The 26,805-nt window shown below is 34.0% G+C and carries 26 protein-coding genes; 14 read left to right on the top strand and 12 right to left on the bottom strand.

Features of this window, described 5'->3' with window-relative positions; all coding sequences use genetic code 11:
- Window position 1 precedes the first annotated feature (1 nt).
- Window positions 2–913, bottom strand: a complete 912-nt coding sequence (locus ABEB31_RS03190; protein ID WP_347049897.1) for an ABC transporter ATP-binding protein — start codon at window positions 911–913, stop codon at window positions 2–4.
- Between the two features lie 106 nt (window positions 914–1,019).
- On the opposite strand from ABEB31_RS03190, the gene ABEB31_RS03185 reads away from it, so the two are divergent.
- Together ABEB31_RS03185 and ABEB31_RS03180 are read left to right on the top strand one after the other, a co-directional pair.
- The gene (locus ABEB31_RS03185) at window positions 1,020–2,066 is read left to right on the top strand and encodes a hypothetical protein (protein ID WP_347049896.1); all 1,047 of its coding nucleotides are present in this window, start codon (window positions 1,020–1,022) and stop codon (window positions 2,064–2,066) included.
- Between the two features lie 58 nt (window positions 2,067–2,124).
- Window positions 2,125–2,982, top strand: a complete 858-nt coding sequence (locus ABEB31_RS03180) for a hypothetical protein (protein WP_347049895.1) — start codon at window positions 2,125–2,127, stop codon at window positions 2,980–2,982.
- Window positions 2,983–3,192: 210 nt separating this feature from the next.
- Here the strand turns inward: ABEB31_RS03180 and ABEB31_RS03175 are convergent, their stop codons facing one another.
- Window positions 3,193–6,924, bottom strand: coding sequence for a metallophosphoesterase (locus tag ABEB31_RS03175; RefSeq protein WP_430408220.1), 3,732 nt, complete (start codon window positions 6,922–6,924; stop codon window positions 3,193–3,195).
- 26 nt (window positions 6,925–6,950) lie between these two features.
- On the opposite strand from ABEB31_RS03175, the gene ABEB31_RS03170 reads away from it, so the two are divergent.
- Window positions 6,951–8,129, top strand: a complete 1,179-nt coding sequence (locus ABEB31_RS03170) for a Pycsar system effector family protein (protein ID WP_347049893.1) — start codon at window positions 6,951–6,953, stop codon at window positions 8,127–8,129.
- 197 nt (window positions 8,130–8,326) lie between these two features.
- Here ABEB31_RS03170 and ABEB31_RS03165 read toward each other — a convergent pair whose 3' ends face one another.
- A complete protein-coding gene (locus ABEB31_RS03165) occupies window positions 8,327–10,696 on the bottom strand; it encodes a GAF domain-containing protein (protein ID WP_347049892.1) in 2,370 nt (789 codons plus the stop codon).
- A 225-nt stretch (window positions 10,697–10,921) separates the two neighbouring features.
- On the opposite strand from ABEB31_RS03165, the gene ABEB31_RS03160 reads away from it, so the two are divergent.
- Together ABEB31_RS03160 and ABEB31_RS03155 are read left to right on the top strand one after the other, a co-directional pair.
- On the top strand, window positions 10,922–11,674 hold the full coding sequence (locus tag ABEB31_RS03160) for an SDR family oxidoreductase (RefSeq protein WP_347049891.1): 753 nt from the start codon (window positions 10,922–10,924) through the stop codon (window positions 11,672–11,674).
- 69 nt (window positions 11,675–11,743) lie between these two features.
- Window positions 11,744–12,325: a TetR/AcrR family transcriptional regulator gene (locus ABEB31_RS03155; RefSeq protein WP_347049890.1), complete on the top strand. Its 582-nt coding sequence runs from the start codon at window positions 11,744–11,746 to the stop codon at window positions 12,323–12,325.
- An 82-nt stretch (window positions 12,326–12,407) separates the two neighbouring features.
- Here the strand turns inward: ABEB31_RS03155 and ABEB31_RS03150 are convergent, their stop codons facing one another.
- From ABEB31_RS03150 to ABEB31_RS03115, 8 genes are all read right to left on the bottom strand, one after another.
- The gene (locus ABEB31_RS03150) at window positions 12,408–13,466 is read right to left on the bottom strand and encodes a nucleoid-associated protein (protein WP_347049889.1); all 1,059 of its coding nucleotides are present in this window, start codon (window positions 13,464–13,466) and stop codon (window positions 12,408–12,410) included.
- Between the two features lie 45 nt (window positions 13,467–13,511).
- Window positions 13,512–13,871, bottom strand: a complete 360-nt coding sequence (locus tag ABEB31_RS03145; protein ID WP_347049888.1) for a four helix bundle protein — start codon at window positions 13,869–13,871, stop codon at window positions 13,512–13,514.
- Window positions 13,872–13,973: 102 nt separating this feature from the next.
- Window positions 13,974–14,513, bottom strand: coding sequence for an IS1096 element passenger TnpR family protein (locus tag ABEB31_RS03140; RefSeq protein ID WP_347049887.1), 540 nt, complete (start codon window positions 14,511–14,513; stop codon window positions 13,974–13,976).
- Between the two features lie 297 nt (window positions 14,514–14,810).
- On the bottom strand, window positions 14,811–15,410 hold the full coding sequence (locus ABEB31_RS03135) for an HPP family protein (protein WP_347050037.1): 600 nt from the start codon (window positions 15,408–15,410) through the stop codon (window positions 14,811–14,813).
- Window positions 15,411–15,510: 100 nt separating this feature from the next.
- Window positions 15,511–16,794: a chloride channel protein gene (locus ABEB31_RS03130; protein ID WP_347049886.1), complete on the bottom strand. Its 1,284-nt coding sequence runs from the start codon at window positions 16,792–16,794 to the stop codon at window positions 15,511–15,513.
- A gap of 179 nt (window positions 16,795–16,973) precedes the next feature.
- A complete protein-coding gene (gene gloA2 / locus ABEB31_RS03125) occupies window positions 16,974–17,363 on the bottom strand; it encodes an SMU1112c/YaeR family gloxylase I-like metalloprotein (RefSeq protein ID WP_347049885.1) in 390 nt (129 codons plus the stop codon).
- A 3-nt stretch (window positions 17,364–17,366) separates the two neighbouring features.
- Window positions 17,367–17,942, bottom strand: coding sequence for a sugar O-acetyltransferase (locus ABEB31_RS03120; protein WP_347049884.1), 576 nt, complete (start codon window positions 17,940–17,942; stop codon window positions 17,367–17,369).
- Between the two features lie 22 nt (window positions 17,943–17,964).
- Window positions 17,965–18,423: a DinB family protein gene (locus ABEB31_RS03115; protein ID WP_347049883.1), complete on the bottom strand. Its 459-nt coding sequence runs from the start codon at window positions 18,421–18,423 to the stop codon at window positions 17,965–17,967.
- A 142-nt stretch (window positions 18,424–18,565) separates the two neighbouring features.
- Here ABEB31_RS03115 and ABEB31_RS03110 point away from each other — a divergent pair, with 142 nt between their 5' ends.
- The 9 genes from ABEB31_RS03110 to ABEB31_RS03070 all read left to right on the top strand — a co-directional run bounded on the left by ABEB31_RS03110 (window position 18,566) and on the right by ABEB31_RS03070 (window position 25,595).
- Window positions 18,566–20,731, top strand: coding sequence for a TonB-dependent receptor (locus ABEB31_RS03110; protein ID WP_347049882.1), 2,166 nt, complete (start codon window positions 18,566–18,568; stop codon window positions 20,729–20,731).
- 286 nt (window positions 20,732–21,017) lie between these two features.
- Entirely contained in the window at window positions 21,018–21,425 is a 408-nt protein-coding gene (locus ABEB31_RS03105; protein WP_347049881.1) for a DUF2141 domain-containing protein, read from the top strand.
- A 42-nt stretch (window positions 21,426–21,467) separates the two neighbouring features.
- On the top strand, window positions 21,468–22,088 hold the full coding sequence (locus tag ABEB31_RS03100) for a hypothetical protein (protein WP_347049880.1): 621 nt from the start codon (window positions 21,468–21,470) through the stop codon (window positions 22,086–22,088).
- A 21-nt stretch (window positions 22,089–22,109) separates the two neighbouring features.
- Window positions 22,110–23,447: a histidine kinase gene (locus ABEB31_RS03095; RefSeq protein WP_347049879.1), complete on the top strand. Its 1,338-nt coding sequence runs from the start codon at window positions 22,110–22,112 to the stop codon at window positions 23,445–23,447.
- A 2-nt stretch (window positions 23,448–23,449) separates the two neighbouring features.
- Window positions 23,450–23,773 (top strand): 2TM domain-containing protein, encoded by a 324-nt coding sequence (locus tag ABEB31_RS03090; RefSeq protein ID WP_347049878.1) that lies wholly within the window; start codon window positions 23,450–23,452, stop codon window positions 23,771–23,773.
- Window positions 23,754–24,083 carry a 2TM domain-containing protein gene (locus tag ABEB31_RS03085; RefSeq protein ID WP_347049877.1) on the top strand — a complete coding sequence of 110 codons (330 nt, stop codon included), beginning with the start codon at window positions 23,754–23,756 and terminating at the stop codon, window positions 24,081–24,083. The genes ABEB31_RS03090 and ABEB31_RS03085 overlap by 20 nt, the downstream gene beginning before the upstream one ends.
- A 2-nt stretch (window positions 24,084–24,085) precedes the next feature.
- Window positions 24,086–24,391, top strand: coding sequence for a 2TM domain-containing protein (locus ABEB31_RS03080; RefSeq protein WP_347049876.1), 306 nt, complete (start codon window positions 24,086–24,088; stop codon window positions 24,389–24,391).
- 18 nt (window positions 24,392–24,409) lie between these two features.
- Window positions 24,410–24,793: a 2TM domain-containing protein gene (locus ABEB31_RS03075; RefSeq protein WP_347049875.1), complete on the top strand. Its 384-nt coding sequence runs from the start codon at window positions 24,410–24,412 to the stop codon at window positions 24,791–24,793.
- Between the two features lie 34 nt (window positions 24,794–24,827).
- The gene (locus tag ABEB31_RS03070; RefSeq protein WP_347049874.1) at window positions 24,828–25,595 is read left to right on the top strand and encodes a LytR/AlgR family response regulator transcription factor; all 768 of its coding nucleotides are present in this window, start codon (window positions 24,828–24,830) and stop codon (window positions 25,593–25,595) included.
- Window positions 25,596–25,662: 67 nt separating this feature from the next.
- Here the strand turns inward: ABEB31_RS03070 and ABEB31_RS03065 are convergent, their stop codons facing one another.
- Window positions 25,663–26,688, bottom strand: coding sequence for a COX15/CtaA family protein (locus tag ABEB31_RS03065; protein WP_347049873.1), 1,026 nt, complete (start codon window positions 26,686–26,688; stop codon window positions 25,663–25,665).
- Between the last annotated feature and the right edge of the window lie 117 nt (window positions 26,689–26,805).

Raw genomic sequence — 26,805 nt, 5'->3', positions numbered from 1 at the left:
TTTAGTTTTTTTGGGAAGTGGCATTTTTGGTTAATTCTAAAAATTGTGCTTCTAAGCTGTTTTTACGTTTTACTAAATGATTTAAAACAATATTTTTAGAAAATAAAAATTGATTTAAATCTGAAGCTGATAAATCTGCTTTTAAGTAGACTAAAACTTTTCCTTCTTCTTCAGAAATTCTGTCTACAGCAGGATGATCCAGCAGAGCAGTTTTTAATGATGAATTGTCATTGGCCTGAACTTCAAAGAAACCTTCATTAGATGACATTCCGTCAACAGAGCCAGAATACAAAACTTCGCCTTTTCTTAAAACAATTACCTGAGAACAGACTTTTTCTACTTCATCCAGTAAATGCGACGCTAATAAAATGGTAGTTCCCTGAGAAGCAATTTTTTTAATAATATCACGAATCTGATGAATTCCCTGCGGATCCAAACCATTTGTCGGCTCATCTAAAATTAAAATTTCAGGATCGTTTAAAAGCGCCGATGCAATTGCCAGGCGTTGTTTCATTCCTAAAGAAAAAGTGCTGAACTTGCTGTCTTTTCTCTCATTTAAGCCAACCAATTCCAGCTTTTCATTTACTTTAGCATAATTAATGTTTTTGATTTTGCAAACCAATTTCAGGTTTTGCTCCGCTGTCATGTAAGGGTAAAAATTAGGCCTCTCAATAATAGCGCCTACTTTTTTGAGCGCTTCGTGAGTCTCAACGTTTCCATCGAACCAGCGGTAATTCCCCGACGATTTATTTACAACATTTAAAACAATTCCTAATGTGGTCGATTTTCCACTTCCGTTTGGTCCAAGGATGCCGTATACGCGACCTTTTTGTATGGTAAAAGATACATTTTTTAAAGCCTGAATTCGGCCATATCTCTTGTTTAGATTCTCAATGGTTAAAATGGTTTCCAAATTTTTCTGGTTTTAGTTTTTAGTATGACGAGCCAAGTTGATTTTTGTTACTTTAAATTCTAACTTTAAATCGTATTGATGTAAATTTGTATTAAAGATATTCAAAATGAGTGAGCCTTTAATGGTTTTAAAAAAACCTTCTTATCCTTTAACGCAGCCACTTTTAAGTTATTTGGAGAGATACGAACGTATTTCTAAGGTATCTGTGTTTTATGATGACTTGCTTCGTTTTTCGGGTTCTGTAAATGTCTACGATAAAAATGATACAGATACGCTTTGGATCCGGGTTTATTATGGCGAATTTGAACGCAATGAAATTGATTTAAACCTAAAAAAAATCTATTCACTATTACACTCTGACGGGAATAGTGAGATCATTCAATATCTGAATGTTGATGCCATTGATTACTGTACTTTCGGAAATTCGAAGCCTTTCCGAATTAAAGTACGAAATATTCTCAATGACAATTATGTTCATTTTTACATTAAAAAAGCAGATGCTTCGCGTATTTACGGTTTAGAACTGGAAGATATTCTCTCGCCTGATAAAATCAATTTTTTGGTTTATAAAGACACTCTGATCGAGGAACATATTATCGGAATTCCGGGAGATGTTTTTATGGATAATTTGCTGGATTCCTGTACCGAAATGGAAAAAGCGCAGATCGCTAAAGAATTCGTAAAGTTTAATGAGCGTTGTATGATTCGGCTTTTAGGAGATATGAGGGCGTATAATTATGTGATTGTTCCGATTCATGATTTTGACCAGGTTGTGTATAAAATCCGTCCGATTGATTTTGACCAACAATGTTACGAAGGGAATTTTAAGGTTTATCGGCCGCAGTTTTTCAAGGAGAATTCTCCTATGATTCAATTGATTAAGGAAAAACTGGAAGAGCGTTCGATTATTCAGTACAAAGATGAAGAAAGAGCGATTTTGGCAAAACGTATTCATTCTGCAGAAACAAGAATCAATAAATTGCTCAATATAATGTGCCATGATACCATTTCGACGCACGAACATTTGCTGCAGTTAAAAATGGAATTATACCGTTACACCAATGACATGAAATTTAAAAATGCGAAATCGATGGGGCACATCATGCATGCGGCTTTTGCGTTTATTATCCGAAATTTTAAAAATACAGTTTAAATTAGTCACATTTTAATGCTCATAATCTTTATTTGTGACAAAAGAAAAAAAATACAATATGAAAAAATTATCCCTGTTTTTAGTTTCAGTAGTTTTATTAGCCTGTCAGCAACAATCGGGTTCTGATCTAAAAGAGCTTTACTCACTTCCTAAAAAGTTAAAAGAAGTTTCGGGAATTGCCTATTTTCCGGATACAGATATTCTTTATACTTTAGAAGACAGCGGAAATAAAAATGCTGTTTATGCCATTAATTCCAAAGGGAAACTGGAGAAAACGATTACGGTTTCGAATGCCAAGAATGTCGATTGGGAAGATATTACGAAAGATAAATTGGGTAATATCTATATTGGGGATTTTGGTAATAACGACAACGAAAGAAAAGATTTGTGCATTTACAAAGTGGCAAAAAATCAGTTGAAGAATGATGTGGCTAAAGCCGAATATAAAGTTTCATTTTCTTATCCTGAACAAACCGAATTTCCTCCGAGAAAAAAAGAAATGTTTTATGACGTAGAAGGTTTCTTTGAAAGGGGCGGCTATTTTTATCTTTTTACAAAAAACAGAAGCAAAGGTTTTGACGGAACTGCTTTTATATATAAAATTAAAAATGCTTCAGGAGCCCAAAAAGCAGTAAAAATAGGAGAATTTAAAACCTGTAATAATTACAATCATTGCGTTTTAACAAGCGCAACCATTAGTCCCGACGGAAAAAAAGTGGCGTTGCTAAGCCACGATAAAGTTCTTTTATTCAAAAATTTTAAAGGAGATTTATTCCATAAAGGAACTCAGACTCAAATAGAATTAAATCATTTTTCCCAAAAAGAAGCAATAGTTTTCAAAGACAATAACACTTTACTTATTGCCGATGAAAAAACGAATAAAATTGGTGGAAATGTTTATGAGTTTAAGCTCTAACTAAGTTTCTAAGGTGCTGAGATACTAAGCTACTAAGTTTAACAAAAAAGTTTGCCACGAATTTCACGAATTCCACAAATTTTTTATTGTAAGAAATAAAATATAATTCGTGATATTTGTGTAATTCGTGGCAAAAAACTTTGATACTTTCTGTCTTGCAGCTAAAAAAAACTTAGAGGCTGAGCATCTCAGAACATTAGCAACTTTTTTCTAAAAACTATAAGCCGCTCCAAAAATCACCCTTCCTATTTCGTCCGGAGATTTAAAGTATGAAATTCTTGCTGTTATAATATTGATGGCATTCAGCCAAAGTCCGCCACCATAATCGTGATGCCATTTTTTAGAATCTTCACCGTCAAGCCAAACTCTTCCATAGTCAAAACCACCCAGAATACCGTAAGTAAAAGGAGCAATCGTTTTTCTGATTTTTCCAATGCTCAAACGTAAATCAGAACTTTGAGAATAATAAGAACTTCCTAAGAAACGCTCATTTCTAAAACCACGCAAATCGGTATCGCCTCCTAAAGTGGCGCCCTGATAAAATTCGAAGTTATTATTTAAAACTGCTTTTCCTTTAAAATAAGTTGCAAACGTAAGTTTCCCGTTGTGATCCAGTTTGTGTGTAAATCCTAAAATACTTTCCAGAGTTGGAAAATTCTTTTTGGTCTCGTCCAGGTTTGCAGTCCATGTTCCGGCCAGCATAAAATAAATTCCTAAAGTTGGTTTTGCAGCAAAATCAGCGTTTTTAAACTCATATTTCACTTTTAAACTACCAAAATTCTGAGTATTAAAAACATCAGGATTTACAATTCCGGGAATATTAATGTACCTGTCTTCGGTTTCCTCCACCGTCATTCTCTGATAGATTGGCTGTATACTAAATTCACTGCCATATCTTCCGACATGTCTCACTGCACCGGAAGCATTAAATTTCCTGATTCGTACACGATTGTAGTCTAAGCTAAGATCATCATCGTAAGGAGCTTCATTTCCGTAGCCAAAATAATTCATCGCAAAATTTGGAGTTGTATACAACGATTCAACATCGATAACCCATTTGCCCAATAAGCCAGGGAAATGTGCCGCATAGTTAAACTCTAAACCTCCTGTTGCAAAATAGTAGAAGGCATTAAAAATATGTCGCTGCGTGTACGGATTTTGTTTGAAATTATTAACTGTATAATTCATATTTATCCCCACTTTAACACCGTCATCCGGGTTGTATCCAATATTTGGAAGACCGGAAATTACATTGTATTTAGGTCTTTCATAATTATATTGATTTACATCATAATCGTCAGTCAGTTGTGTTTGCGTTGCTCTCGAAAGATTATATGTGTTTTCTTTTGATTTAAAATCATAAACAATAACTTTTTTTCCGTTTTCAATGTTATAAGTATCATTGTTCTGACCCCCGATTAGACGAATTTTAATCTTTGATTTTTCATCTCCCCTGACTTCAAATATATCATTATCATCTAAACCGTAAATCCATAAATTTCTGGTTTTAGCGTCGGTTACATTTTTTGTATAAAGCAATTCATCGCCTTCTTTTTTAACTCTGAAGACCTGAATCTCAATTCCTTTTTTAACATTATGATTTAAAACAAATTTGTCCTTTTTATCGGTTCCGGCAATCATGATTGTTTTGCTCAGAACATCCGAATAGCTTACGGCATACTTTTGAAGGTCTTTTTTTCTGTTTTTTAATTTTGCTTTGATTTCCTCAATTGTTCCATCCTGAACTTCTTTTGGTAAATTTTTGAAGGCGGCATCTATATCGCTGTCAGATAAATTTTCCTGAATATATTTTGCTTGTTCAATCCAGTCTTTTTCTGTAGCGGTTTTTAAGAAAGCCAAATCCATAGGGTAAGGTTCTCTGCTTAACCATTTTACATTGTCAATTTTGTATTTAAAAGTTCGCATGTGACGCAAAGCCGGAATATTCATTAAAATAGAAAGTAAAGCGCCGTCATATTTTACAAATGCCTGATCACGGTCGCGTGGAATGGGTCTGTAAATTACTTTTCCGTCTTCTTTATATTCTGCCCAACGCCATTGATCGCTGTGTCTGTCCCAGTCTCCTAAAAGCATATCAAACAAACGTGCTTTTATATATTCTTTTTCGTCGACCGTATATTTTTCATCTTTATGAAGATTTAACATCATATCTTCTGTAGAGATAATATTGCCTGGTTTACCAAAGTTTTTAGCGTCAAGATGATTGTCTGCCGGTCTTTCTTCAACCATATACAATTGATCTCCGAAACCGGAATTAAATTCTCTAAGTCCTTGTTGTTTTGGAATATAATACAAAATCGGATTCGTATGTCTTAAACCAATCTGATCGGACATATTGCCAATTGCAAAAGAGGTATAAGGATGCGAAGAAGTATAAAAATCAAACAGAAAATCCTCTGCGTATGTATTTTGAAATTCGTTTACTACATATTGATCCTTAAAAGCAACCGACTGTAAAAAAACGGTCGCACTTTTTTTCATCGCACGCATTACATATTCCCTGCCTTTTGGATCTGACATTCTCAGAGAAACCGATTGATGTCCGCCGCCTTCGCGAATTGGTTTTAAACCGCCTTTTAAAGTGTCGATAGTTGCTGTTCGGGCTTCTATAGGCAAGCTGTAATAATATCGGTAATGCTTTCCGAATAAAAATCTGTGAAACGCACTTTTATCTGTCATTTTAGTAGAATAAATAGAAGTGGTCACTTTTGCCGGAAATTTGTTCGAAATGTCATCAGCCCAGTTTATTTCCTTGGCTTTTATAATTTCCTTTTCAAAAAGCAATTTTTCCTTGTTGTTTTCATTTCCGTAGTAAGAAACTTTAGCGTCTCCGCTTTTAAACAATCTCAATATGGCATAACCATTTCCTCCATAAGAAAAATCAAACGGATTTATGGCTCTCGCAGCTTCTGATTTTGATCCTGCGCCGCTAATAATCTGCTGGATATTTTCCTGACTGATGTATTGCAGATTATGATCGTGTCCGGAAACTACAATTACATTTTTCTGCTTTTGCAAAAGCGTTTTAATACGTTTGGCATAAATAGTATATTGTTTATTCTGAATATCCTGCGGACTCACACCTGATGTTTTTCGCAATAAATTGATAAATGAACCGACTACCGGCAACGGAATTTTTTGCTCAAAAGGAAATAATTGTTTCTCTAATGAAAACTGACCGCCGTGCGTTCCGTTACTTAATAAAGGATGATGAATGGCTAGTACAACAGTTTTTTCCTGATTTTTATTTAGGATATTCTCCAGTTCTTCAAAAAAAGCTTCTCTGGTTTTGATCTCGCAATTGTCGTTTATTGTAGGATGTTTGTTCCAGTCTTCCAGAAACCATTCACTATCAATAGCTATCAAAGTCGTTAGACTGTCTATCTTAACATCTTCGATCGGACAGGACTTTCTTGGAAGAAAACCTTTCTTGTCATTTAAATATTTCGTCACAAAATCTGCCTGCAGTTCCAGTCCTTTTATTCCACTATACCAATCATGATTTCCAGGAATAACAATTGTTTTTCCTCTAAATCCCTTTGTTAAGTTTAATTGATTGGTAAGTTTTGTTTCTGCGAGATCTTTATTGCCCGATTTTTTATCGCCAGGAAAACCTTTCGGATAAATGTTGTCGCCTAAAAATAAAAGGGTAGATTTTTTATTTGCTTTTTTGAGTTTATTATGAAGAAGTTCAAGGGTTTGCTGTGCCTTGGGTTCATCTGCATTTCCGGCATCTCCGACAAGGTAAAAAGTATGAGCAATTTTTATCGTATCGGTGGCGTTTTCTGTTTCGTTGGCACTAACTTCTTTTCCATATTGTGGTTTGTGCGTTGCACAGGAATAAATGATAAAAAGTGCCATAATTGCCAAACAACTTTTTTTAATTTTAGCAATAAAATGGTTATACAAAAACAATTTCATAATTTAGTGGTATAAAAATATTCTTTATGAATCTAATAGAACAATCCGAGGATTTCGTCAGTAATTTACTCAAAGATAAACTTTCTAATCTATATTCTTATCATAATTTTAACCATACTTTTACAGTTGTAACAGCTGTAAAAGAACTTTGTAAAAAAGAAGATGTCGAAAGTGATGATAAAGAGGCGCTTTTGATTGCAGCCTGGTTTCATGACGCAGGATATATCGACGGATATGAAAATCATGAAGAGAAAAGTGTTAAAATAGCAACCGATTTTTTGCGTACAAAAGGAAAATCAGAAGAATTTATTGCACTTGTTGGCAGTTTGATTTTGGCTACAGCCAAACAATATGAACCCAAAACACATTTGGAAAAGATTATTAAAGATGCAGATTATGCACATTTAGTGGGAGAGGAATATACGACAACCTGCGAATTATTGCGTTTAGAATTAAAAAACACAGGAATTGTTAACTTTTCTAATACCGAATGGACCAGAGAGAATTTAAACTTTCTCATGAACAAACACCGTTTCTACACAGATTATGCCTTAAGAAAATGGCAGCCCCTCAAAGAAAAGAACTTAATTCTGATTCAGAAAAAAATCAACAAACAGGAACTGAAAGCCGCTGCAGCCATCGAAGAAGAAAATAAAAAGAAAGATAAAGCCGAGAAGCCGGACCGTGGAATCGATACTTTATTTCGTGTCACACTTGGAAATCATACACGCTTAAGCGGAATTGCCGATAGTAAGGCCAATATTTTACTGTCTGTAAATGCGATTATCATCTCGATTGCATTATCGTCAATTATTCCGAAATTGGACAGTCCCAAAAATGCTCATTTGGTTATTCCGACTTTCATTATGCTGATGTCGAGTGTAATTACCATTATTTTTGCGATTCTTTCTACAAGACCAAAAGTTACCTCCGGATTTTTTACTCGTGATGATGTCGAAGCCAAAAAGGTGAATCTGATGTTTTTCGGGAATTTCTATAAAATGCCTTTGGAAGATTATAACTGGGCAATGAATGAAATGATGAAGGACCGCGATTATCTCTATTCTACGATGATTAAAGACTTATATTATCTGGGATTGGTTTTGCAGAGAAAGTATAATTTGCTCAGAATTGCGTACAATTTCTTTATGGTCGGAATTATTGTTACCGTGATTTCTTTTGTAATTGCTTTTAAGTCGATTTAATTTTTATAAGCTTAAACATTTAAACAAATGGAAACACAGTTGTTGAAAAGAAATTAGTTTCTTATCAATAGCTAAACGAAAAAGCTTTGTCAGGATTGAAACCTTGACAAAGCTTTTCCATTTTAAGGATATGTTTGTTTATAAAAATAAAATACTTTTTAAGATTTTAAAATCCGATTTATTTCATTTTAAGAACATTAGTTCAATTCATCCAGTAAATCCTGATACGTTATTTTTTTGGCTTCGGGATTTGCAGTTCTGTTGATGACTTTTACACGAATCGCTCTTAAACCTGAAACTCCCTGAAGATCCTCTACTTCAAATTGTTCGATAGACGGTTCTAATATTTTCTTGTGCTGCAAATATTTTATATATTTTAAGTATTCTGCTTCTTCACTGTTTTGAGAATAAACGATAGTGATTTTTTCTTTCTCAGTAATTCTCTCTTTGGTCCCTTTAATGTTCGATTTGTCAATACGTTTTTTAACTACTTCATATCTCGCATTATAAGTTCCGTCCACGTCAAAGCGTTTTTCGTCCATTCTGAAACGTATGGAAAGCGGTGCACTGAAAACCAGAATCAGCGAAGTAACATCAAGTTCATACGGAAGCGATTCTTTAAGTTCGTGATGTTCAAGTTCCATTTCGCATAAAGTCTGTAATTGCCATAAACGAAGATTATGCAAATACATGATATCAAACGGTTTTGTAGGCGAAATAGAGGCTCCGATATACAAATTATGTTCTACACCGTCTGTTTTAAATCTTTCATAATAATGCGGATAAATCTGCTGTGCCTCAACTTGTTTTTTGTCCAGAACAGTGGCCAGTCGTTTATTTATAATCGACATTGCATTATCAAACTTCTTTCTTTCCTGATAAAACATTCCGGTTTTTTCATCCAGATTTTCAAAATACAATTCTTCTAATTTTTCATTTTTAGCATTGCTTTTTGTGTTTTTGAGGATCGGATGAATTTCCTCTTCAATATATCGTTGAATATGCTGTTCTGTGTCTGCTTTTAAAGGCGAATCCAATTCACTTCGAAGTGATTCCAATTCGAATTTTCTCTGTTCGAGAAGTACCAGATTGGAGTTTGGTTTCTGATTGTCAAAAATGTCCAAAAGCGCAGAAAGTTGATTTTTTAAATCAATTTTTACAGTTTCATTTCGATGTTCAGACGAACTTTTAATATCGATTTGTCCGTACAAGGGATATACATTTTTAAAAACAATTTCCTTAAAAATATAATCCTTTGTATAATTCAGGTTTTGAAAATAATTCTGAGATTCTTTTTTAAATTTCCAGTACACGCTTGGATGTATAGTAGTGTACTCACGCTGAATAATTGCTTCTACCTGATGTTGCATATCGGTATTGTAACGGTCAATCGTATCAGTTAAATAAGGAAGCACCAAATCTAATTTTGTGGCATTTACACTATTTAGATCTCTTGCATTTTCTGAAACCAGTTCGACCACACCCAGTAAATGACCTTCTTTTATGACCGGTGCAAAAATACAGCTGTTAATATTTTGCCTCAGTAAGTGCTGGCCCAGAGTTTTATTGGTTGATTCTTCTGTGAATTTTTGAACATTAGAAATCACAAAAGGTTCTTTATTGTCTAATAAATTTTCAAATGAACATCCAAAAAAAGCATTTTTACAATCAACTTCCTGATCTGCAGAAAGTAAAAAACTTTTAAGCTGATTCTCATATTTTGCAGGTCTGAGAAATTTTTCTTCTTCGGGATTATAAATTATAAAACCCACTTTTAATTTTGGAAGATTAAAAATCGACTGAAAAATATTAGAAACTTCCTCACCGGTAGTAACTGTTTTTGCACCAGGTTTAAGCAAATTACTTTTCAGCGTAGAAATAGCACTTTCTGTAGTAGCATCAAATAAGGAAACAATACCAAAACCTCTTAAAACCCAGCTTCCCTTAGGGAATTTAGATTTCCATAAATTGATATCATTATAATTGTCAATTAATTGGTCAATGTCTTCCTGAGTCAGCTCAATCGCATTTTCTGTTGGAATAATTTCCATAAAATCAGCATTATATAAAATGCGGTAATGCTTTTCTACACCATCTTCATCCGGAATATCGTAGAAAAACGGGCGGTTAAAATCAATATGCTGTTTATAGTAACTGCTTAAAATCAAACAGCAGTTGTTGATGTAAAATTGATGATCATCAAAATCCCGAATTTCCATATAGAATTCGTCTCCGGCATTTTTTAAAATTTTCTTGAAACGTTCTGTATAATTGAAAGAGATATTTTGAAACGGAATGGTAACCGCTTTTATTTCATTGTGCGTTAATGCTGTAGGAAATAAATCGGCCAAAATGTTTTTGATCAGTGCTTCATTTTTTCTGATAACCGAATAATCCTCAATCCCGGTTCTTAGTTCGGGAATTAATTCAATTTGTTTTAAGATTGCTTTCGCGTAATCTGATCTGTAATCAACGTCTGATAAGGCAATTTCCTCAAAAGATTCAATTAGCTTATGAAATGATATGATGGTAGTAAAGGGACTTTCTTTGAAAAACTGAATATCCATCTTAGTTTATTTTTAATGCAAAATTAATGATAATTTAAGAATGCCCGACATTTTTTCATTTCTTTCCTTTATAGTTAAATAATTAAACTCTTCAATAATTTAAGCCTTTAAAAGACTATTTTAATTATTAACTAAAATTTAACATTTATAATAACGGAACGATCGTTCCGTTATTATATCTTTGTACCATAATAATGCAATAATCACTAATTTAAAAATTATAAAATGAAAAATTTAGAAAACAAAGTAGCCATTGTTACAGGCGGAAACAGCGGAATTGGATATGCAACAGCAGCTGTATTAGCAGAAAGAGGAGCAAAAGTAATTGTAACCGGAAGAAATAAAGAAGCTTTAAATAAGGCAGAACAAGAATTAAATGTGACCGGAATTGCAGCAGATCAATCTGATTTAAAATCGATTGACAATTTAGTTGCTGAAGTTGCTGCAAAATTTGGAAAAGTAGATGCTGTATTTTTAAACGCCGGAATTGCTTCTTTTGCACCTTTAGAATTGGCTTCACAAGAGCATTATGATTCAATAATGAATGTCAATGTAAAAGGAGTTTATTTTACCTTGCAAAAATTATTGCCAATTCTAAATGATGGTGCTTCAATCATTTTAAATACCTCTGTAAATGCAAGTGTGGGTATGCCCAATTCGAGTGTTTACGCAGCAAGTAAAGCAGCTCTTTTATCTTTAAACAGGGTATTTGCAACCGAATTGGCACCAAGAAAAATCAGAATCAATGCCGTATCTCCCGGACCTGTTGAAACTCCGATTTACGGAAAATTAGGTTTGGAAAAAGAAGAAGTAGAAGGTTTTGGAGCCGTTCTGGCAGATAAAATTTTATTGAAACGTTTTGGTCAGGCTTCAGAAATTGGTAAAACGATTGCTTTTTTGGCTTCAGATGATGCTTCCTTTATCACAGGAACAGAAATTGTTGTAGACGGCGGACTTACAGTAAATGCTTTAGTTTAATTTTTGGCCTAATTCAGGAACGATTGTTCCGTATTTTTTATATCTTTGTAAAGAATAAATGGTGAAGTCATGGCTAGAACAAAAGAATTTAACGAAGATCACGCTTTAGATAAAGCTATTGAAATTTTTTGGCACAAAGGGTACAACGGAACTTCTGCGCAGGATTTGGTAACACATCTCGGTTTAAGCCGTTCCAGTTTGTATGACACTTTTGGCGATAAACAAAAGCTGTTTGCTATGGCTTTGAAAAGATATCAGACTCAGGGACAGGATATTGTAAAAAAGGTTTTGGAAGAATCTGACAATATAAAAGAAGCGCTTACCAAAATTTTTAAACATGCGGTAAAAGAAAGTCTGGAAGACCGGATTACAAAAGGCTGTTTTATGGTCAATTCATCAGTAGAGCTGGCTATGCACGACGAAGAGATCGCAAAGATTGTAAATGATAACCGGAAGATTATGGAAGATATTTTTCTTAAAGCAGTAAAAAAAGGGCAGGAGGCAGGACAAATTTCTACTCAACTGGATGCACGTACACTGTCTCGTTTTATTTTTAATAATTATTCGGGGATCCGGGTTTTGGCCCGCGCCGGGGAAACCGATAAAAAAGTATACGATGACATTCTGAAGGCATTGTTTTCTCTGATTTAGAAATAAAGACAATAAAAAAACGGCAGTTACCATAGTAACTGCCGTTTTTTGTTTTAAGTAAGTAATAGAAAATGAAAACTTCTTAGCTTTTTTCTTCTTTATTGAAATAAACTAAGTAGTAATACATTTGTTTTTCTTCGTCCCAGCCTTTTTCAACAAATTTTTCGGCGCTTTCAGGATTTATAAAATCCATTTTAATCTGAATGTGTGTATCCAGATTAATAACGTTTTTAATCGATTTTCTGGCGTCAGAAACTGCTGCGTTGGCGATTGGGAAAGAAGTTACATCTTCGATGCTGTATTTTTCGCCTTTATCAACTTTGTAATTTTTAAATTCAGGAATTAAATCAGGATTGTCCAGTACTTCATTCAGGAAATTTTGTTCTTCAAACTGATCGTTTTTAGCGAAATAATTCACAGATCTGTTCATAAACATTACTTCTTCTTTTTTATCTTCAGCAGGCAAAACCACATCTTTTGCGAAGTTTTGACAGAACTTTAAGTATTTTTTTGTGATGAAATTTTCATCTTCAAAAGCATCTACAGATAAAAAGTGTTCCAACCAGTAACGTGCATCATAACGATTGCTGTCTACAGTAAGAATTTTATAACCTTCTTCTCTTTTATAATTAAAAATCAGACAGCCTTTATCGAGCTTGCTCAGGTTGATTCCCTGCTGTAAAATCATTTCCAGATTGCTGCCTTTTTCTTCAAATTGTAAAAAATCTGCCTGCAATTCGCTTTTAAAAATTCCGATAGCATCGACAACATTATTATCGATACTTAAATTAGTAAGATACGTCACATAAACCTCTCCATTTTTAATGTGAGGATGATTGGACTGCTCAAATAAATGAGTTGTAATTTTTTTAGAAATCTCCTGTAAATTCCCCGGATTTGCAAAAATCTCAGTTGCATATTTAAACATGTCATTATAATCCAGGTCCACTTCGTGTGCAAACTGATAATAGTTTTCTTCTTTTTCTCTAAAAGGCTTAAAAAAGTACTCTTTTATCAAAGGAACAATTTCGTCATTTAAATTAAATGGCTGCTCTGATAAAAAAATCGCTTCGTTACGACTTTTGTTTCCAACGCGGTGTATTGCCAGCGTCTCGATGTGGGTGTTGAATAGGTTGATCATTCTTTTTTTTAGGTTCAGAGATGCAAAGGTTCAAAGGAACAAAGGTTATTTTCTTTCTTTTATTTTTCTGATAAAAGAACTTAACATTCGTTCTAATTCTTTACTTTCTCCATTTATTTTACTGAATTGATACTCGGTTATATATTTTAGATTAAATGAAATTTCAAGCTGAGTCTGCATTTCAAATAGTGATGAAATTGAGATATTCAAAAATCTCAAATAATCACTATTTCCATCTCTGCCGTATCCTTCTGCAATATTACTGGGTATTGAAATGGAACACCTTCGAATTTGTGAAGATAGGCCATAAATTTCTTCTTTGGGGAATGAATTTGTTAGATGGTAAATTTCGGTAACGATGTTCATTGACTTTTGCCAAATTAAAAGGTCTCTAAAAGTATTCATATTATGTTTTTAATAAACGAAAATATAAAAATATTCCTACTTTTAAATGGATTTTAAAAAAACCTTTAACCTTTGTCTCTATGAACCTTTGTACCTCAAAAATTAATTCCAATTCTCCTCAAATCCATAATCTTCGAAGCTGTCGTCGCCTTCGAACATATCCAGATCGTCTTCGTCTAAATCATCTTCAAATTCGCCGTAGATGTCATCGTGCATATCGGCTTCGAAGTTTTTTTCAATGGCTTCGTCCGGCATTTCTCCGTGAGAAAATAGAGTTTCAGGATAAATTGCTCCTACAGATTCTTCTTCAATTGCTGCCAGCTCTACTAAGAAAGTCCACATGCTGATGAAGTCGTAAACATATATAATTTTGGTATTTTCTTTATCTAAAATACTGGATAACGGATAATCGTTCATGGTTCTGATCTCGCCAGGAACATCTCCAGTATCAAAAAGCGGAATTTCATCTTCCTGATTCCAGGTTTCATCACAAGTATAAAACGAAGCTACCTCTGATCCGTCAAAACCAAAAGCGTTAAAGATGGCATTGTGTAAATCTTCAAGTGTGTCATCTTCAAGAATTGCAATGTCTCTGAAAATATCTTCTTCGGCCTCTAGAATAACTCTAAATTTATAAACCATAATCTTTGTTTTTATTGAGAGGTCAAAGGTAAAATTAAATTAACTAAATACGAATCTGTAATGATGATTTGTTGAAAAGATTTTCGTCTGGATTTTTATTTGAAAAATTTACCGTAATGCACGCTAAGTTTTTTTGTATGTTGGGTTTTATAAAAAGTCTCGCAAAGCTAAGCGTATACCAGCTTTGTGAATTTGCGGTAAATTCCGGAAGGAATGACCTGTGTCAGGCTGACAAAGTTGAAGCCGATTCTAATTGAACTTCTATCGACTTCGCTCAGAGATACAACGCAGAGAAAATTATTTTCTGGATAACCTTTTTCTAAGCTTATGATAGTGTTTGTGATACGTACTATGACTAGGATAACTTCTGCTGGAAGTCATATTATTGAAAATTAACGCTGTAAGTAACAAAATAAGTACGCCCGTTAAAACTGGAGAAAGTACATACATATACCCTAAAGATTTTACTTTTTCTGTCCCGATAACGGCAATTAATGCTGTTGCCCCTCCGGGAGGATGAAGCGTTTTTGTAATCTGCATTAGAATAATCGCAACAGAAACTGCCAGAGGAGCAGCTATGTACATAATGTCGGGCACTAATTTGTGAACGGTTACCCCCACCAATGCCGAGATCACATGTCCGCCAACTAAATTTCGAGGTTGAGAAAACGGGCTCTGAATGATCCCGTAAACCAGAACACTGGAAGCGCCGAAAGAACCAATCAGATAAACGGCGTCGCTGCCCGAAAAATGTATAGATTGTACATATGCTAAAATCCCGATTCCGACAAACGAACCTAAAAAGGACCAGAAATGTTCTTTGTAATCAATTAATGTTTCTTTGTATAAAATGTAGCGCGTTTTGCGGTAACTTCTTTTTATTTTTTCAGTTGGCATTTTGACGTGGTATTTTTTACTTTGAAATGTAAGCGTTGTGCTTTTTAAAATATTGCGATATGCATACACATTCATGAAAGAATGAGTCGACATACGCAAATTATTTAATTATACTAGGGGAATAGCTGTATACCGTGAAAGGATAAATAGCCTTTGCGGTATATTTTGAAATTAAACAAACAACTAAAATTGGGAAAAATAAAGTATAATCGTTTGTTAATCCGCATACTAAGAAAATTGCAGTAAAAGGAGCATGGATGCTGGCACTCAAAACAGCTGCCATTCCAATAATCATAAAGTTAACCGGAATTACATTGACATGAAAAAAAGTATTTAAAACAGAAGCCAGTAACAATCCTAAAAATGCTCCGATAAATAAACTTGGTGCAAAAACACCGCCATCACCGCCAGAAGCCAGCGTAATTGAGGTTACAATGGGTTTTAAAATCAATATCCCGATAAAGGTAAAAGCCAAAGTAACTGTAAGCGGAAGCTGGGATGAACTTCCAAAAATCCCTTTTATAGCATGATATCCTTCTCCGTACAATTGTGGAAATATAAATAAGGAAACACTTAATACGACCGAACCAATTAATATTTTATAATAATGGGTGTCGATTTTTCCAAATTGAGATTTGAAAAACAACACGCATCTTGTTAAATAAACAGAGTTCATTCCTGCTAAAATTCCGAGAAGAATAAAATATGGAATTGCTTTTAAATGCCATGTTGCAATAGAAACAGCAAACAAAGGTTCTTCTTTTAAAATAGTAAGTAAACCAAAAGCGATTGAGACGGCGATAACATTGGAAATTATAAATGCTCGGGTTACTCTTCTGGAAATCACTTCAAAAGCAAATAAAATTCCGGCAATGGGGCTGCTGAATAAGGCTGTAACTCCGGCGGCAACTCCCGCACAAATTAGTTCGGTTTTGTATTGACGGAAGACATTTTCTTTTTCGTGGGCCACAGAACCAATCGTTGCAGTAGCTACTACGGTAGAAACTTCAATTCCTGTAGAGCCTCCAAAAATCACTGTCAGTAACCCGTTTATAAAGTGCGACGGAATCTTGTACGAAGGTAGATTTTTGGTTTTTGATGCCGTACTTTCAAAAACTTCTTTAATACCTTTATTTTCTTTTTTCTTAAAAAGATATTGTCTCAGAAAGTAAATGATTGATAATCCGAAAACGGGAAATATGATATAAAATATGGGATGAACCGATACTTCATGAAAAAATATTTCCTCATAATATTCGGTTATTTTTTTAAGTGAAATTCCGAGAAAGGCAGAAAGAAAGCCAATTAAAATAGAAACAATTACTAATTTTCGGAATTTGATAAATTGATGATTCTTTTTGATTTGCGCCGTTTTGTTCATCATTATAAGTTTGAGAATCCGCATTTATTTTTCTGCGGATTACAAAATTAAGAATCAAAATTGGTTTTTTACAGGAAATCTCTAATTTAGTATGTTAAAACTGATATAAACAGGAAAATTCTTTCACAATATAAAAGTATCCCCTATCTTAAAAAAGTGCTTTTAAGACCTGTAGTGAAAAATTATCTCTCGTAAAACTCAATCGGCAACAAATCCGGATCGGCAATAAAAGTAAAGCGTTTTTCAGTAGTGTGGTCAATTCGAATTGGTTCGGCTTCAATTTGTTGAGTTTCTAGAAAAGCAATAGTTTCTTCCAGATTAATTACTTCAAAAGCCAAATGACGTAAACCAACGGCTTCTGGTCGCGAAGGTCTTTTCGGCGGATTAGGAAATGAAAATAATTCGATAATATAAGAACCATTCAACGCCAGATCTAATTTATAAGACTGGCGCTCTTCACGATAGATTTCACGGATAATAGTTAAACCTAAAATTTGAGTATAGAAATATTTCGATTTTTCGTAATCGGAACATAAAATAGCAATATGATGAACTTTATTTAGCGTAAGCATTTTTTATTTTTCTGATTCAGGTTCCTGATTTAGTTTTCTAATGACTTTCGCCGGATTTCCAACGGCAAGTGAATTGTCCGGAATATTTTTTGTTACCACAGAACCTGCTCCAATTACACAGCCTTTTCCAATTGTAACGCCGTGACAAATTACTGAATTTCCGCCGATCCAGCTGTCATCTCCAATTGCTACCGGATAAGCATTTTCGTGAGTTTTTCTCAATTCAGCGTCAAGCGGATGAGAAGCTGTGTAGATCTGGACATTTGGCGCAATAAATACATTGGATCCAATAGTAACGGGCGCGCAATCTAATACAACGCAATTTACATTGAAATAAACATTGTCTCCGCAAAAAATATTATAACCATAATCACAATGAAAAGGCGGTTCTATATAAAGTCCCGTTCCGGTATTCGGAATCAATTCTTTTAAAATTTCTTTTGCCTTTTTGGTAACCCTGTATTCTTTTACATTTAAGCTGTGCAATAAATTTTTTGCGGTACGGCGGCCTTTTACTAATTCCGGATCAAAGGCATTGTAATATTCGCCGGAGATCATTTTTTCTTTTTCTGTTTTCATCTATTTAAAGGCAGATATTGTATTACAGCAGTTTCTTCAAAATAACAATCTGTCCCAAATGATAAACATCATGCTGAATAATTCCGTGAATATGTTCGTAATACGTATGGCCGTTATTTTCATATATTTTTGCCAGATCCGCTTCATCAAAACTTTCAAAAAACGAAGTCCACGAGTCTTGTGATTTTGCAAGCGTTTGTAAAGATTGCTCCCAGGCCGCTTCTGACGGATCTAAAACAGGAACAAAATAGTTATGATCCGGAGTGATAATTACTTCTCCCTGCATGCGTTCCAGAATATTTCTTCTCCATTGGATAAGATGGTTTACAATTTCCCAAATCGTATTAAGATTTGGATTTATTTTTCTGTAAGCCTGCTCTGCAGTTACATTTTTTAAGGTATCGGCCAGGTTAACTTCCAGCCAGGGATTTCCATTATAAATGGATCGATATAAATTTGAAATTCTTTTACTTTCTGACATAAATGGTAATTTTTTGGAATTGATCGCTAAGATACAAATTTAGTAATTTACAACTCATCACCGAAATTCTACAATTCGGTTATTATATATTTTTTAACAGGAATTGTTAAAATACATTTGCTTCATCAAAAACCAAAATGATATGAAAACCAGATTACTTTTTACAATAAGCTTTTTACTATTTACAGCTGTTATTTTTGCTCAGAATACTATTTCAGGAAAAGTAGTAGATCAAAAAGGAAAACCTGTTGCCGGTGCCAACATTTATATAGACGGAACTTATGATGGAGCAACAAGTTCTGAAACGGGAGAATTTTCTTTTGAAACAACAGAAACCGGCAATAAATTTCTAGTGATAAGTTTTTTACTTTTCGAAACCTACAAAACTGAAATTGATGTTACGAATTATAAAGACCAAACCATTACGTTAAGAGAAAATGTAAATGCCCTTGATGCAGTTGTAATTACTGCCGGAACAATGGAATCCGGAGAAAAGGCAAGGGTATCTGTTTTAAAACCGTTGGATATTGTTACAACTGCTGGTTCTGCAGGTAATATTGTTGCTGCTTTGCAGACTTTACCGGGAACGCAAAGCGTTGGCGAAGACGGACGTTTGTTTGTACGTGGAGGGGAAGCAAGTGAAACACAGACTTTTGTGGATGGAATTCGCGTGGCCCAGCCATATGGTGCTACAACTAATAATTTGCCAACAAGAAGCCGTTTTTCCCCTTTCTTATTTAGCGGAATCGCGTTTTCTACAGGAGGTTATTCTGCAGAATATGGTGAAGCGTTATCGAGTGTGTTACTTTTGAACACGAATGATGAAGAAGATCACGAAAAAACAGATATTGGATTTATGACGGTTGGTTTAAGTTTAGGAAACACGCAGAAATGGAACAAAAGTTCTTTAAGTGTAAATATGGCTTACATCAATTTGGCACCTTACCAGGCTGTGATTCCACAAAATGTAGATTGGAATAATCCATATCAGTCACTTGGAGGCGAAACAGTTTACCGATATAAATTTACCAACGGAATCTTCAAATTATACGCTTCTTTTGATTCTGAAAGATTTGATTTAAATCAGAAGAATATCAATTTTGAGAACCCTGTGCGAACGGATATGAATAACAATAATTTTTATCTGAATTCCTCTTACAAAGGAAGTTTTGGAACGGGATGGCAATTAACATCGGGAATTAGTTACGGCTATAGCAAAAACAAATTAAAATATAATATTAGTGATATAAACAGTGACGAAAATGCTGCCCAGCTGAAATTAAAATTGCAAAAAAAGGTTTCTAATCATTTCAAAATTTCATTTGGATCAGATTATTTCATTACCAAATACAATGAAAATTTTGATGACAATATTGCTATAACTGCTGCAAATGGTTACGACAGCAATATTTTTGCAGCGTATGCAGAAGGAGAAGTTTCGTTTTCTAAAAATCTGGCTTTAAAAGTTGGTTTGAGATATTCGAACAACAGCTTATTAGACGAAAACAATATTGCACCAAGAGCTTCTTTAGGTTACAAAGTTTCAAAAAGCAGTCAGTTTTCTTTTGCTTACGGAGATTTTACTCAGGCACCGGTTGTAGATTATATCAAATATTCAAAATACCATCAGTTTGAAAGTGAGAAAGCCAGTCATTACATTTTAAATTATACGTTTACAAGACCGGGTCAGACGCTTAGAGCAGAAGCTTATTATAAAGATTACAGCAATTTAGTTCAATACGATACCAGGGACATTCAATACAATTCGGTTTTCAACAACAACGGATCAGGTTATGCAAAAGGACTCGATGTATTTTGGAGAGACAGCAATTTGTATAAAAATTTAGAATACTGGATTTCATATTCTTACATTGATTCTGAAAGACAGTACAAGAATTTTCCAAACATGGCCACTCCAAGTTTTATTGCCAATCATAATTTATCTGTTGTAACCAAATATTTTATTACAGACTGGAAATCGCAAATAGGTTTTACGAACAGTTTCAGCTCAGGACGTCCCTACAATGATCCTAATCAAACACAATTTATGAATGGAAAAACAAAGTCTTATAATAGTTTAAGTTTTAACTGGGCGTATTTACTGACCACACAAAAAATCCTTTATTTTTCTGTTTCAAATGTTTTAGGAACACAAAACGTTTTCGGATACGATTATGCAAGAACGCCGGATCCAAGCGGAGTTTATCAAAGACAAGCCGTTGTACCTACAGCAGACCGATTTTTCTTTGTAGGTTTCTTTTGGACTATCAGTCAGAATAAAACCGAGAATCAGCTGAAAAACTTGTAAGTATATAAGGTACAGAGTGGCAAAGGTGCATAGGTACAAAGGTTTTTTAAACCGTAAAAAGGTTATCACTTTGCTGCTCTGAAAATTTGAATCAGACAAAAAAACAATTCAGTCACGAAAATCAACAACTCAGTACCATTAAATTTTAAAAGACTAAAAACCGACCTACTTTTGAAGTGTAAATTATAAGAAACAAAAACACAAAGAAATAAAAGATTTTTAGTGTTAATAACCATAAAATCAAGACCTTTATTACTTTACGATTCTAACTATAAAAAACAAAATCATGACTAAAATTATTACAATAACAATGTTATTTATCTGCAGCCTGATGTCTGCGCAGAATGTTAATTTGACAGTTTCTGTTTCGGGTTTAAAAAACAGCACAGGAACGGTTAGAGTAGGTTTGTTTAACTCCGACGGAACATTTCTTAAAACGACTTACAAAAGTCTGGTCGCAGATATTAAAAATAATATAGCAGTAGTGAAATTTGAAGATCTTCCTTCTGGTGAATATGCCATTTCAACTTATCATGATGAAAATAACAACGGAAAACTGGATAAAAACATGATGGGAATTCCATCTGAAGATTATGCCGCTTCTAACAATGCTAAAGGTTTTATGGGGCCGCCATCCTATAAGGACGCAAAATTTGAGATCAGTAAAAATTCGAAAATTTCTATTGTATTATAACAACTAAAATCATAAAAACAAACCATTTAAATTACTTGTAAAATGAAAAAAATCACCACTTTAATCGCATTATTTTTAGTAGCAATCTGTTCAGCACAAACACAATTTGAACAAGGAATGAACAAAGCTTTCGGACTCTGGAAAGAAGGAAAAAATACAGAAGCATCTCAGTTATTTGAAAGAATTGCTGCCGCAGAAAAAAACAGCTGGCTGCCTAATTATTATGTAGCATTAATTAATACGACTTCTGTTTTTACAGAAAAAGACAAAACAAAAATCGATTTATTGTTGACCAAAGCTCAGGATGCACTGGATATTGAAATGATAAAAGATCAGAGTAACACAGAATTATATGTTTTACAGGCCTTAATCTACACAGGATATGTAGTAGCAGACCCAATGACAAACGGAATGAAATACTCAGGAAGGGTAATGGAGGCATATGCAAAAGCAAAAGCACTGGACCCAAAAAATCCGAGAGCCGTTTTTGGAGAAGCAGATTACCAGTTGGGAGGCGCGAAATGGACAGGCGTAGATACGAAACCTTTATGCGCGCAGGTAGATCAATCTATTGAACTTTTTAATACTTTTAAACCCGCTACTCCTTATTCTCCAAAATGGGGATTAGAAAGAGCTTTGGAAACTCAAAAAACTTGTAAATAATTTAATTTTTCTTCATTCATTATGGCATTAAGACCCAATTTGTTAAAAGCTTTTTTAGTAGGAGGAGCCGTTTTTATAGTCTCTTTTCTTATTCGGTTTGCATCTTTGGGGTTAGCCGTTTTTAGCAACGATCTGTACATTTACTTCTTATATTGTATGATGTACAGTGTGGTGCTGTATCTGGTTAATGTTGCCATATTTGAACTGTTGGACAGAGTGTTTCAGGATAACAGGTTTTCGCCAAAGAGAATCATAATTGGTTTTGTAAGTTCTTTTTTTATCTCGCTTTTTTTTATTGCCATACTAAGAATTTTTACACAGGTTGTCATTCAGAAGCAATCACTTATTGCTTTTCTGGCCAGCGAAAAAGCGGCAAATTATGTAGAATCTTCGGTGATTACCTTTATAGTTCTGTTGGTTTTTCATTCGCTGCATTTTTACAAAATTTACCAGGAAAATAAAGTTACCCAGCAAAAGATTATAGCCGGAACGGCAAATGCGAAATTTGAAAGTTTAAAAAATCAGATCGATCCGCATTTTCTCTTTAACAGTCTCAATGTTTTAAGTTCGCTGATTGAAGAAAATCCAGACAATGCCCAGCGTTTTACCACTTCTCTTTCTAAAATTTACCGGTATGTTTTAGAGCAAAAAGACAAAGAACTGGTTTCGGTAGAAGATGAATTGTCGTTTGCAAAAACCTACATGAATCTCTTAAAAATGCGTTTTGAAAACAGTTTGTTTTATGAGCTGCCTACAGGAAATATTAATCCGGATGCGCGCGTGGTACCGCTTTCTTTACAGCTTTTACTCGAAAATACGGTAAAACATAATGTAGTAAGTGAGCAAAAACCACTTCATATAAGAATATTTATTGACGGGGATTATCTGGCGATTCAAAATGATCTTCAGAAAAAAGAAGTATTACAGGACAGGCAGGGGGTTGGACTTCTAAATATTGTAAATCGATACGGAATTATAACCGACCGAAAAGTGAAGGTGCAGGAAGACGAAAAGAATTTCACGGTCAGGATTCCAATTTTAACGAAACAAATTACAGTTATGGAAATGAGTACAGAATATACAGATGAAGCTAAAGCGTATTACAGAGCCAAAAAAAGAGTAGAAGAACTAAAAGGATTTTACGGAAATATAATTTCATACTGTTGTGTAATTCCATTTTTAGTTTTTATCAATCTGAGATTTTCACCGGAATTTCAATGGTTTTGGTTTTCTGCTTTAGGCTGGGGATTTGGAGTTGCAATGCATGCTTTTAAAGTTTTTGGTTACAGCACAGACTGGGAGGAACGCAAAATCAGGGAAATTTTAGAAAGAGAGAACCAGCAAAAAACGTGGAAATAATTATGGAAAGAGATTTCAAAGAATCAGCACGTTATTATGATGCGCAAAAAAAAGTCAAAGAAATAAGAGGGTTTTATGAACATTTAACCGTTTATATTTTGTGCAATCCCATTGTGATTGTAGTCAATCTAATGACTTCTCCGGGATATTTGTGGTGTTTATGGTGTGTTATGGGTTGGGGTTTTGCGATTATTATGCACGGATTGAAAATTTATAATCTGCCGACTTTTTTTAATAAGAATTGGGAGGAGAGAAAAATTCAGGAACTTTTGGAGAAGGAAAATAAAAAAAGACTTTTAAGCAATCATGGAAACAAATTTGAGTAACGACCAGGAACAAATTATTTTGAAGGAACTGGCCAGTAAAAAAGTAAAGCAGCTAAGATCCTTCTATAAATATTTGTTCATTTACGCAATCGCAGTGATCCTCTTTCTTTTAAAAGAATATACCAATCTGCCACTTCGATTTTTTCCGATTCAATATTTAAATTGGGTAATTGTAATTCTTTGGTCGGCGGTAATTTTGGGCTCTGCTATTGATTTATTTACCTCACATACCATTTTTGGACAAAAATGGGAGGAGCGTAAAATGAAAAGCATCTTAGAAAAAAGATATAAAAAACAAAAATGGGAATAGTCATGGAACTGAATTTAAACGAGGAAGAGAGATATATTAAGGCCAAAAAGAAGGTCGAAAATATTAAGGGATTTTACGGAAATCTGATTTCGTACATATTCGTAAATGCAATTTTAATTTTTATAAACCTATATACATCTCCCACTTATTTGTGGTTTTTCTGGCCATTACTCTGGTGGGGAGTAGGTGTGATTTTTCACGGGTTAAAAGTCTTTGAAGTTTTTCGCGGAATGGGAAAAGAATGGGAAGAAAGAAAAATTAAAGAGTTTATGGAAAAGGAAAGACAGAGTAAAAACAAATGGCAGTAATTATTAAATTATAAAATCATGGGACGTTTTAGAAGGAATCTATATGAAGCTTATGCAAGTGAGCATTCAGGAGAATATACAAATGACGAAAGTTACAACGCGGCATACAGGAAAGTAAAAAAGATTAAAGGATTTTATACGCATTTAAAAGTGTATATTATTATAAATACGCTTTTGATCGTGTCCAGTTTGACCGTCACAGGAAATTTTAGTTCCGGCATTGACTTTAGCGGATTATCGCAATGGCATACGTATTCGACAGCTTTCTTTTGGGGAATTGGTTTAGCGTCTCACGGATTATCTGTATTTGGCTCAAATTTGTTTTTTAGTGAAGACTGGGAGAAAAGAAAAATTCAAAAATATTTGGATAAAGACGCCGGAAATAAAAATAAATGGGAGTAAATTTGACTTAATTTTTCCAAATTTCAAACAGTAGATGATCACGTTAATTATAGAAGACGAAAAACCGGCGGCAAGATTGCTGCAAAGGAAACTCGAAAAATTAGATGTAAAAGTAGAAACGATGCTGCACTCTGTAGAAGAATCGATTCAATGGTTTGAAAACAATCAGCACCCTGATTTAATTTTTCTTGATATTCAGTTATCAGATGGTTTATCGTTTGAAATTTTTGAAAAAATCGACATCAAAAGCGCCATTATTTTTACAACTGCTTATGATGAATATGCTTTAAAAGCCTTTAAACTAAATAGTATTGATTATCTTCTAAAACCAATTGACGAAGATGATCTGGAAACTGCCGTTTCTAAGTTTAAAAACAGACTCCCGAAAGCGCCTGCAGAAACTTCAAATCTTCATCTGGATTTTGAACAGATTCGCCAAATGTTGTCCAATCCGTTTGAGAAAACTTATAAAAAAAGGTTTACTGTTAAAATTGGTCAGCATTTAAAAGTAATCACTACAGAAGAAATCGAATGTTTTTTTAGTGAAAACAAGGGAACTTACATTCATACTTGTGAAAATCGTGATTATCTAATCGATTCAACTTTAGAAATTCTGGAACAGGAACTAGACAGCAAAGAATTCTTCCGCGTAAGCAGGAAATTTATTGTTCCGCTAAAAGCGATTAAGGAAATTCAGGTTTACACCAATTCCCGTTTAAAAGTTATTTTACCAACTTATAAAGAAGATGAGGTAATTGTAAGCCGTGAAAAAGTACAGGATTTTAAAAACTGGCTGGGTTAGCAAAATATTTAAGACATAAAAAAAGAACCATAATCAGGTTCTTTTTTTATGTCTCAAATTTACTTCCTTATTTAGTCAGTCTGTGTAATGTGAACGTCATGGCACTTAAAAGAAAAAATGCCATAATCTGATGGATTAATCCCAAAGCCAAAGGAACGCTGTATAATAAAGTAAAAACTCCTAATAAAAACTGAATAAATACGAAAGCTACTAAAGTTTTAATTCCGTTAGATTGCGTATTTGTAAGAGAATATTTTTTGCTTTTGAAGAAAAGGAAAAGAATAATTGCCACTACTACATAAGCAAAAGTTCGGTGTACAAACTGAACACCGCTTTTTCCTTCAATTAAATTTTTCACTAAAGATGATTGTTCTATAAAAACCGATTCGTGAATAAATTCTCCGTCACTCATCAAAGGCCAGTGATTGTGAATTAATCCGGCGTTTAATCCCGCTACAAATCCGCCATAAATAATCTGGATCAACAACGCTACCAATGCATAACGGGCAATATTTCTGAGTGGCACTATTTTATTGATATTTCTCTCTGGATAAATTAAATCTAAAGCTACCCAAAGTGTATAAGCAAAAGTGATAAAGGCAAAAGTTAAGTGTAATGAAAGTCTGAAATGACTCACATCAGGATTATCGATTAGTCCGCTTCTTACCATAAACCAACCCAAAAATCCCTGAAAAGCTCCCATTGCCAAAAGAATGATACATTTTTTGATTGTATCTGTATCTAATTTTTTTCTCACTAAAAAATAAACAAATGGCACAAAGAAAACCAAACCGATAATACGGCCAATAAAACGGTGGAACCATTCCCAGAAATAAATAAATTTATAATCTGAAAGCTGAAAATCGTTATGAATGTTGATTTTCTGATATTCGGGAAACTTCTTGTATTCGTCAAAAGCAGCCTGCCATTTGGCATCTGTTAATGGTGGAAACGTATCGGTGACCAAATGCCAGTCGGTCATTGACAGACCAGAATTGGTTAAACGGGTAATCCCGCCCACGACAACCATTAAAAATAATAAAACACAACCCGATAGCAACCAAATAATTACTGATTTATTCTCTTTTTTCATTCTTTTCCGATTAATTGGATTTCGTTATTGTTTTGTAGTTTCGAAATTTTCTTGAAATAAAATTTCGAAAAAAAGATATTCCCTAAAATACAGGAAGGAAATACCAAACCTGCAAAA

This window comes from Flavobacterium olei (assembly GCF_039749035.1).
GTDB lineage: Bacteria > Bacteroidota > Bacteroidia > Flavobacteriales > Flavobacteriaceae > Flavobacterium > Flavobacterium olei.
This window is presented reverse-complemented; position numbering and strand designations above follow the sequence as displayed.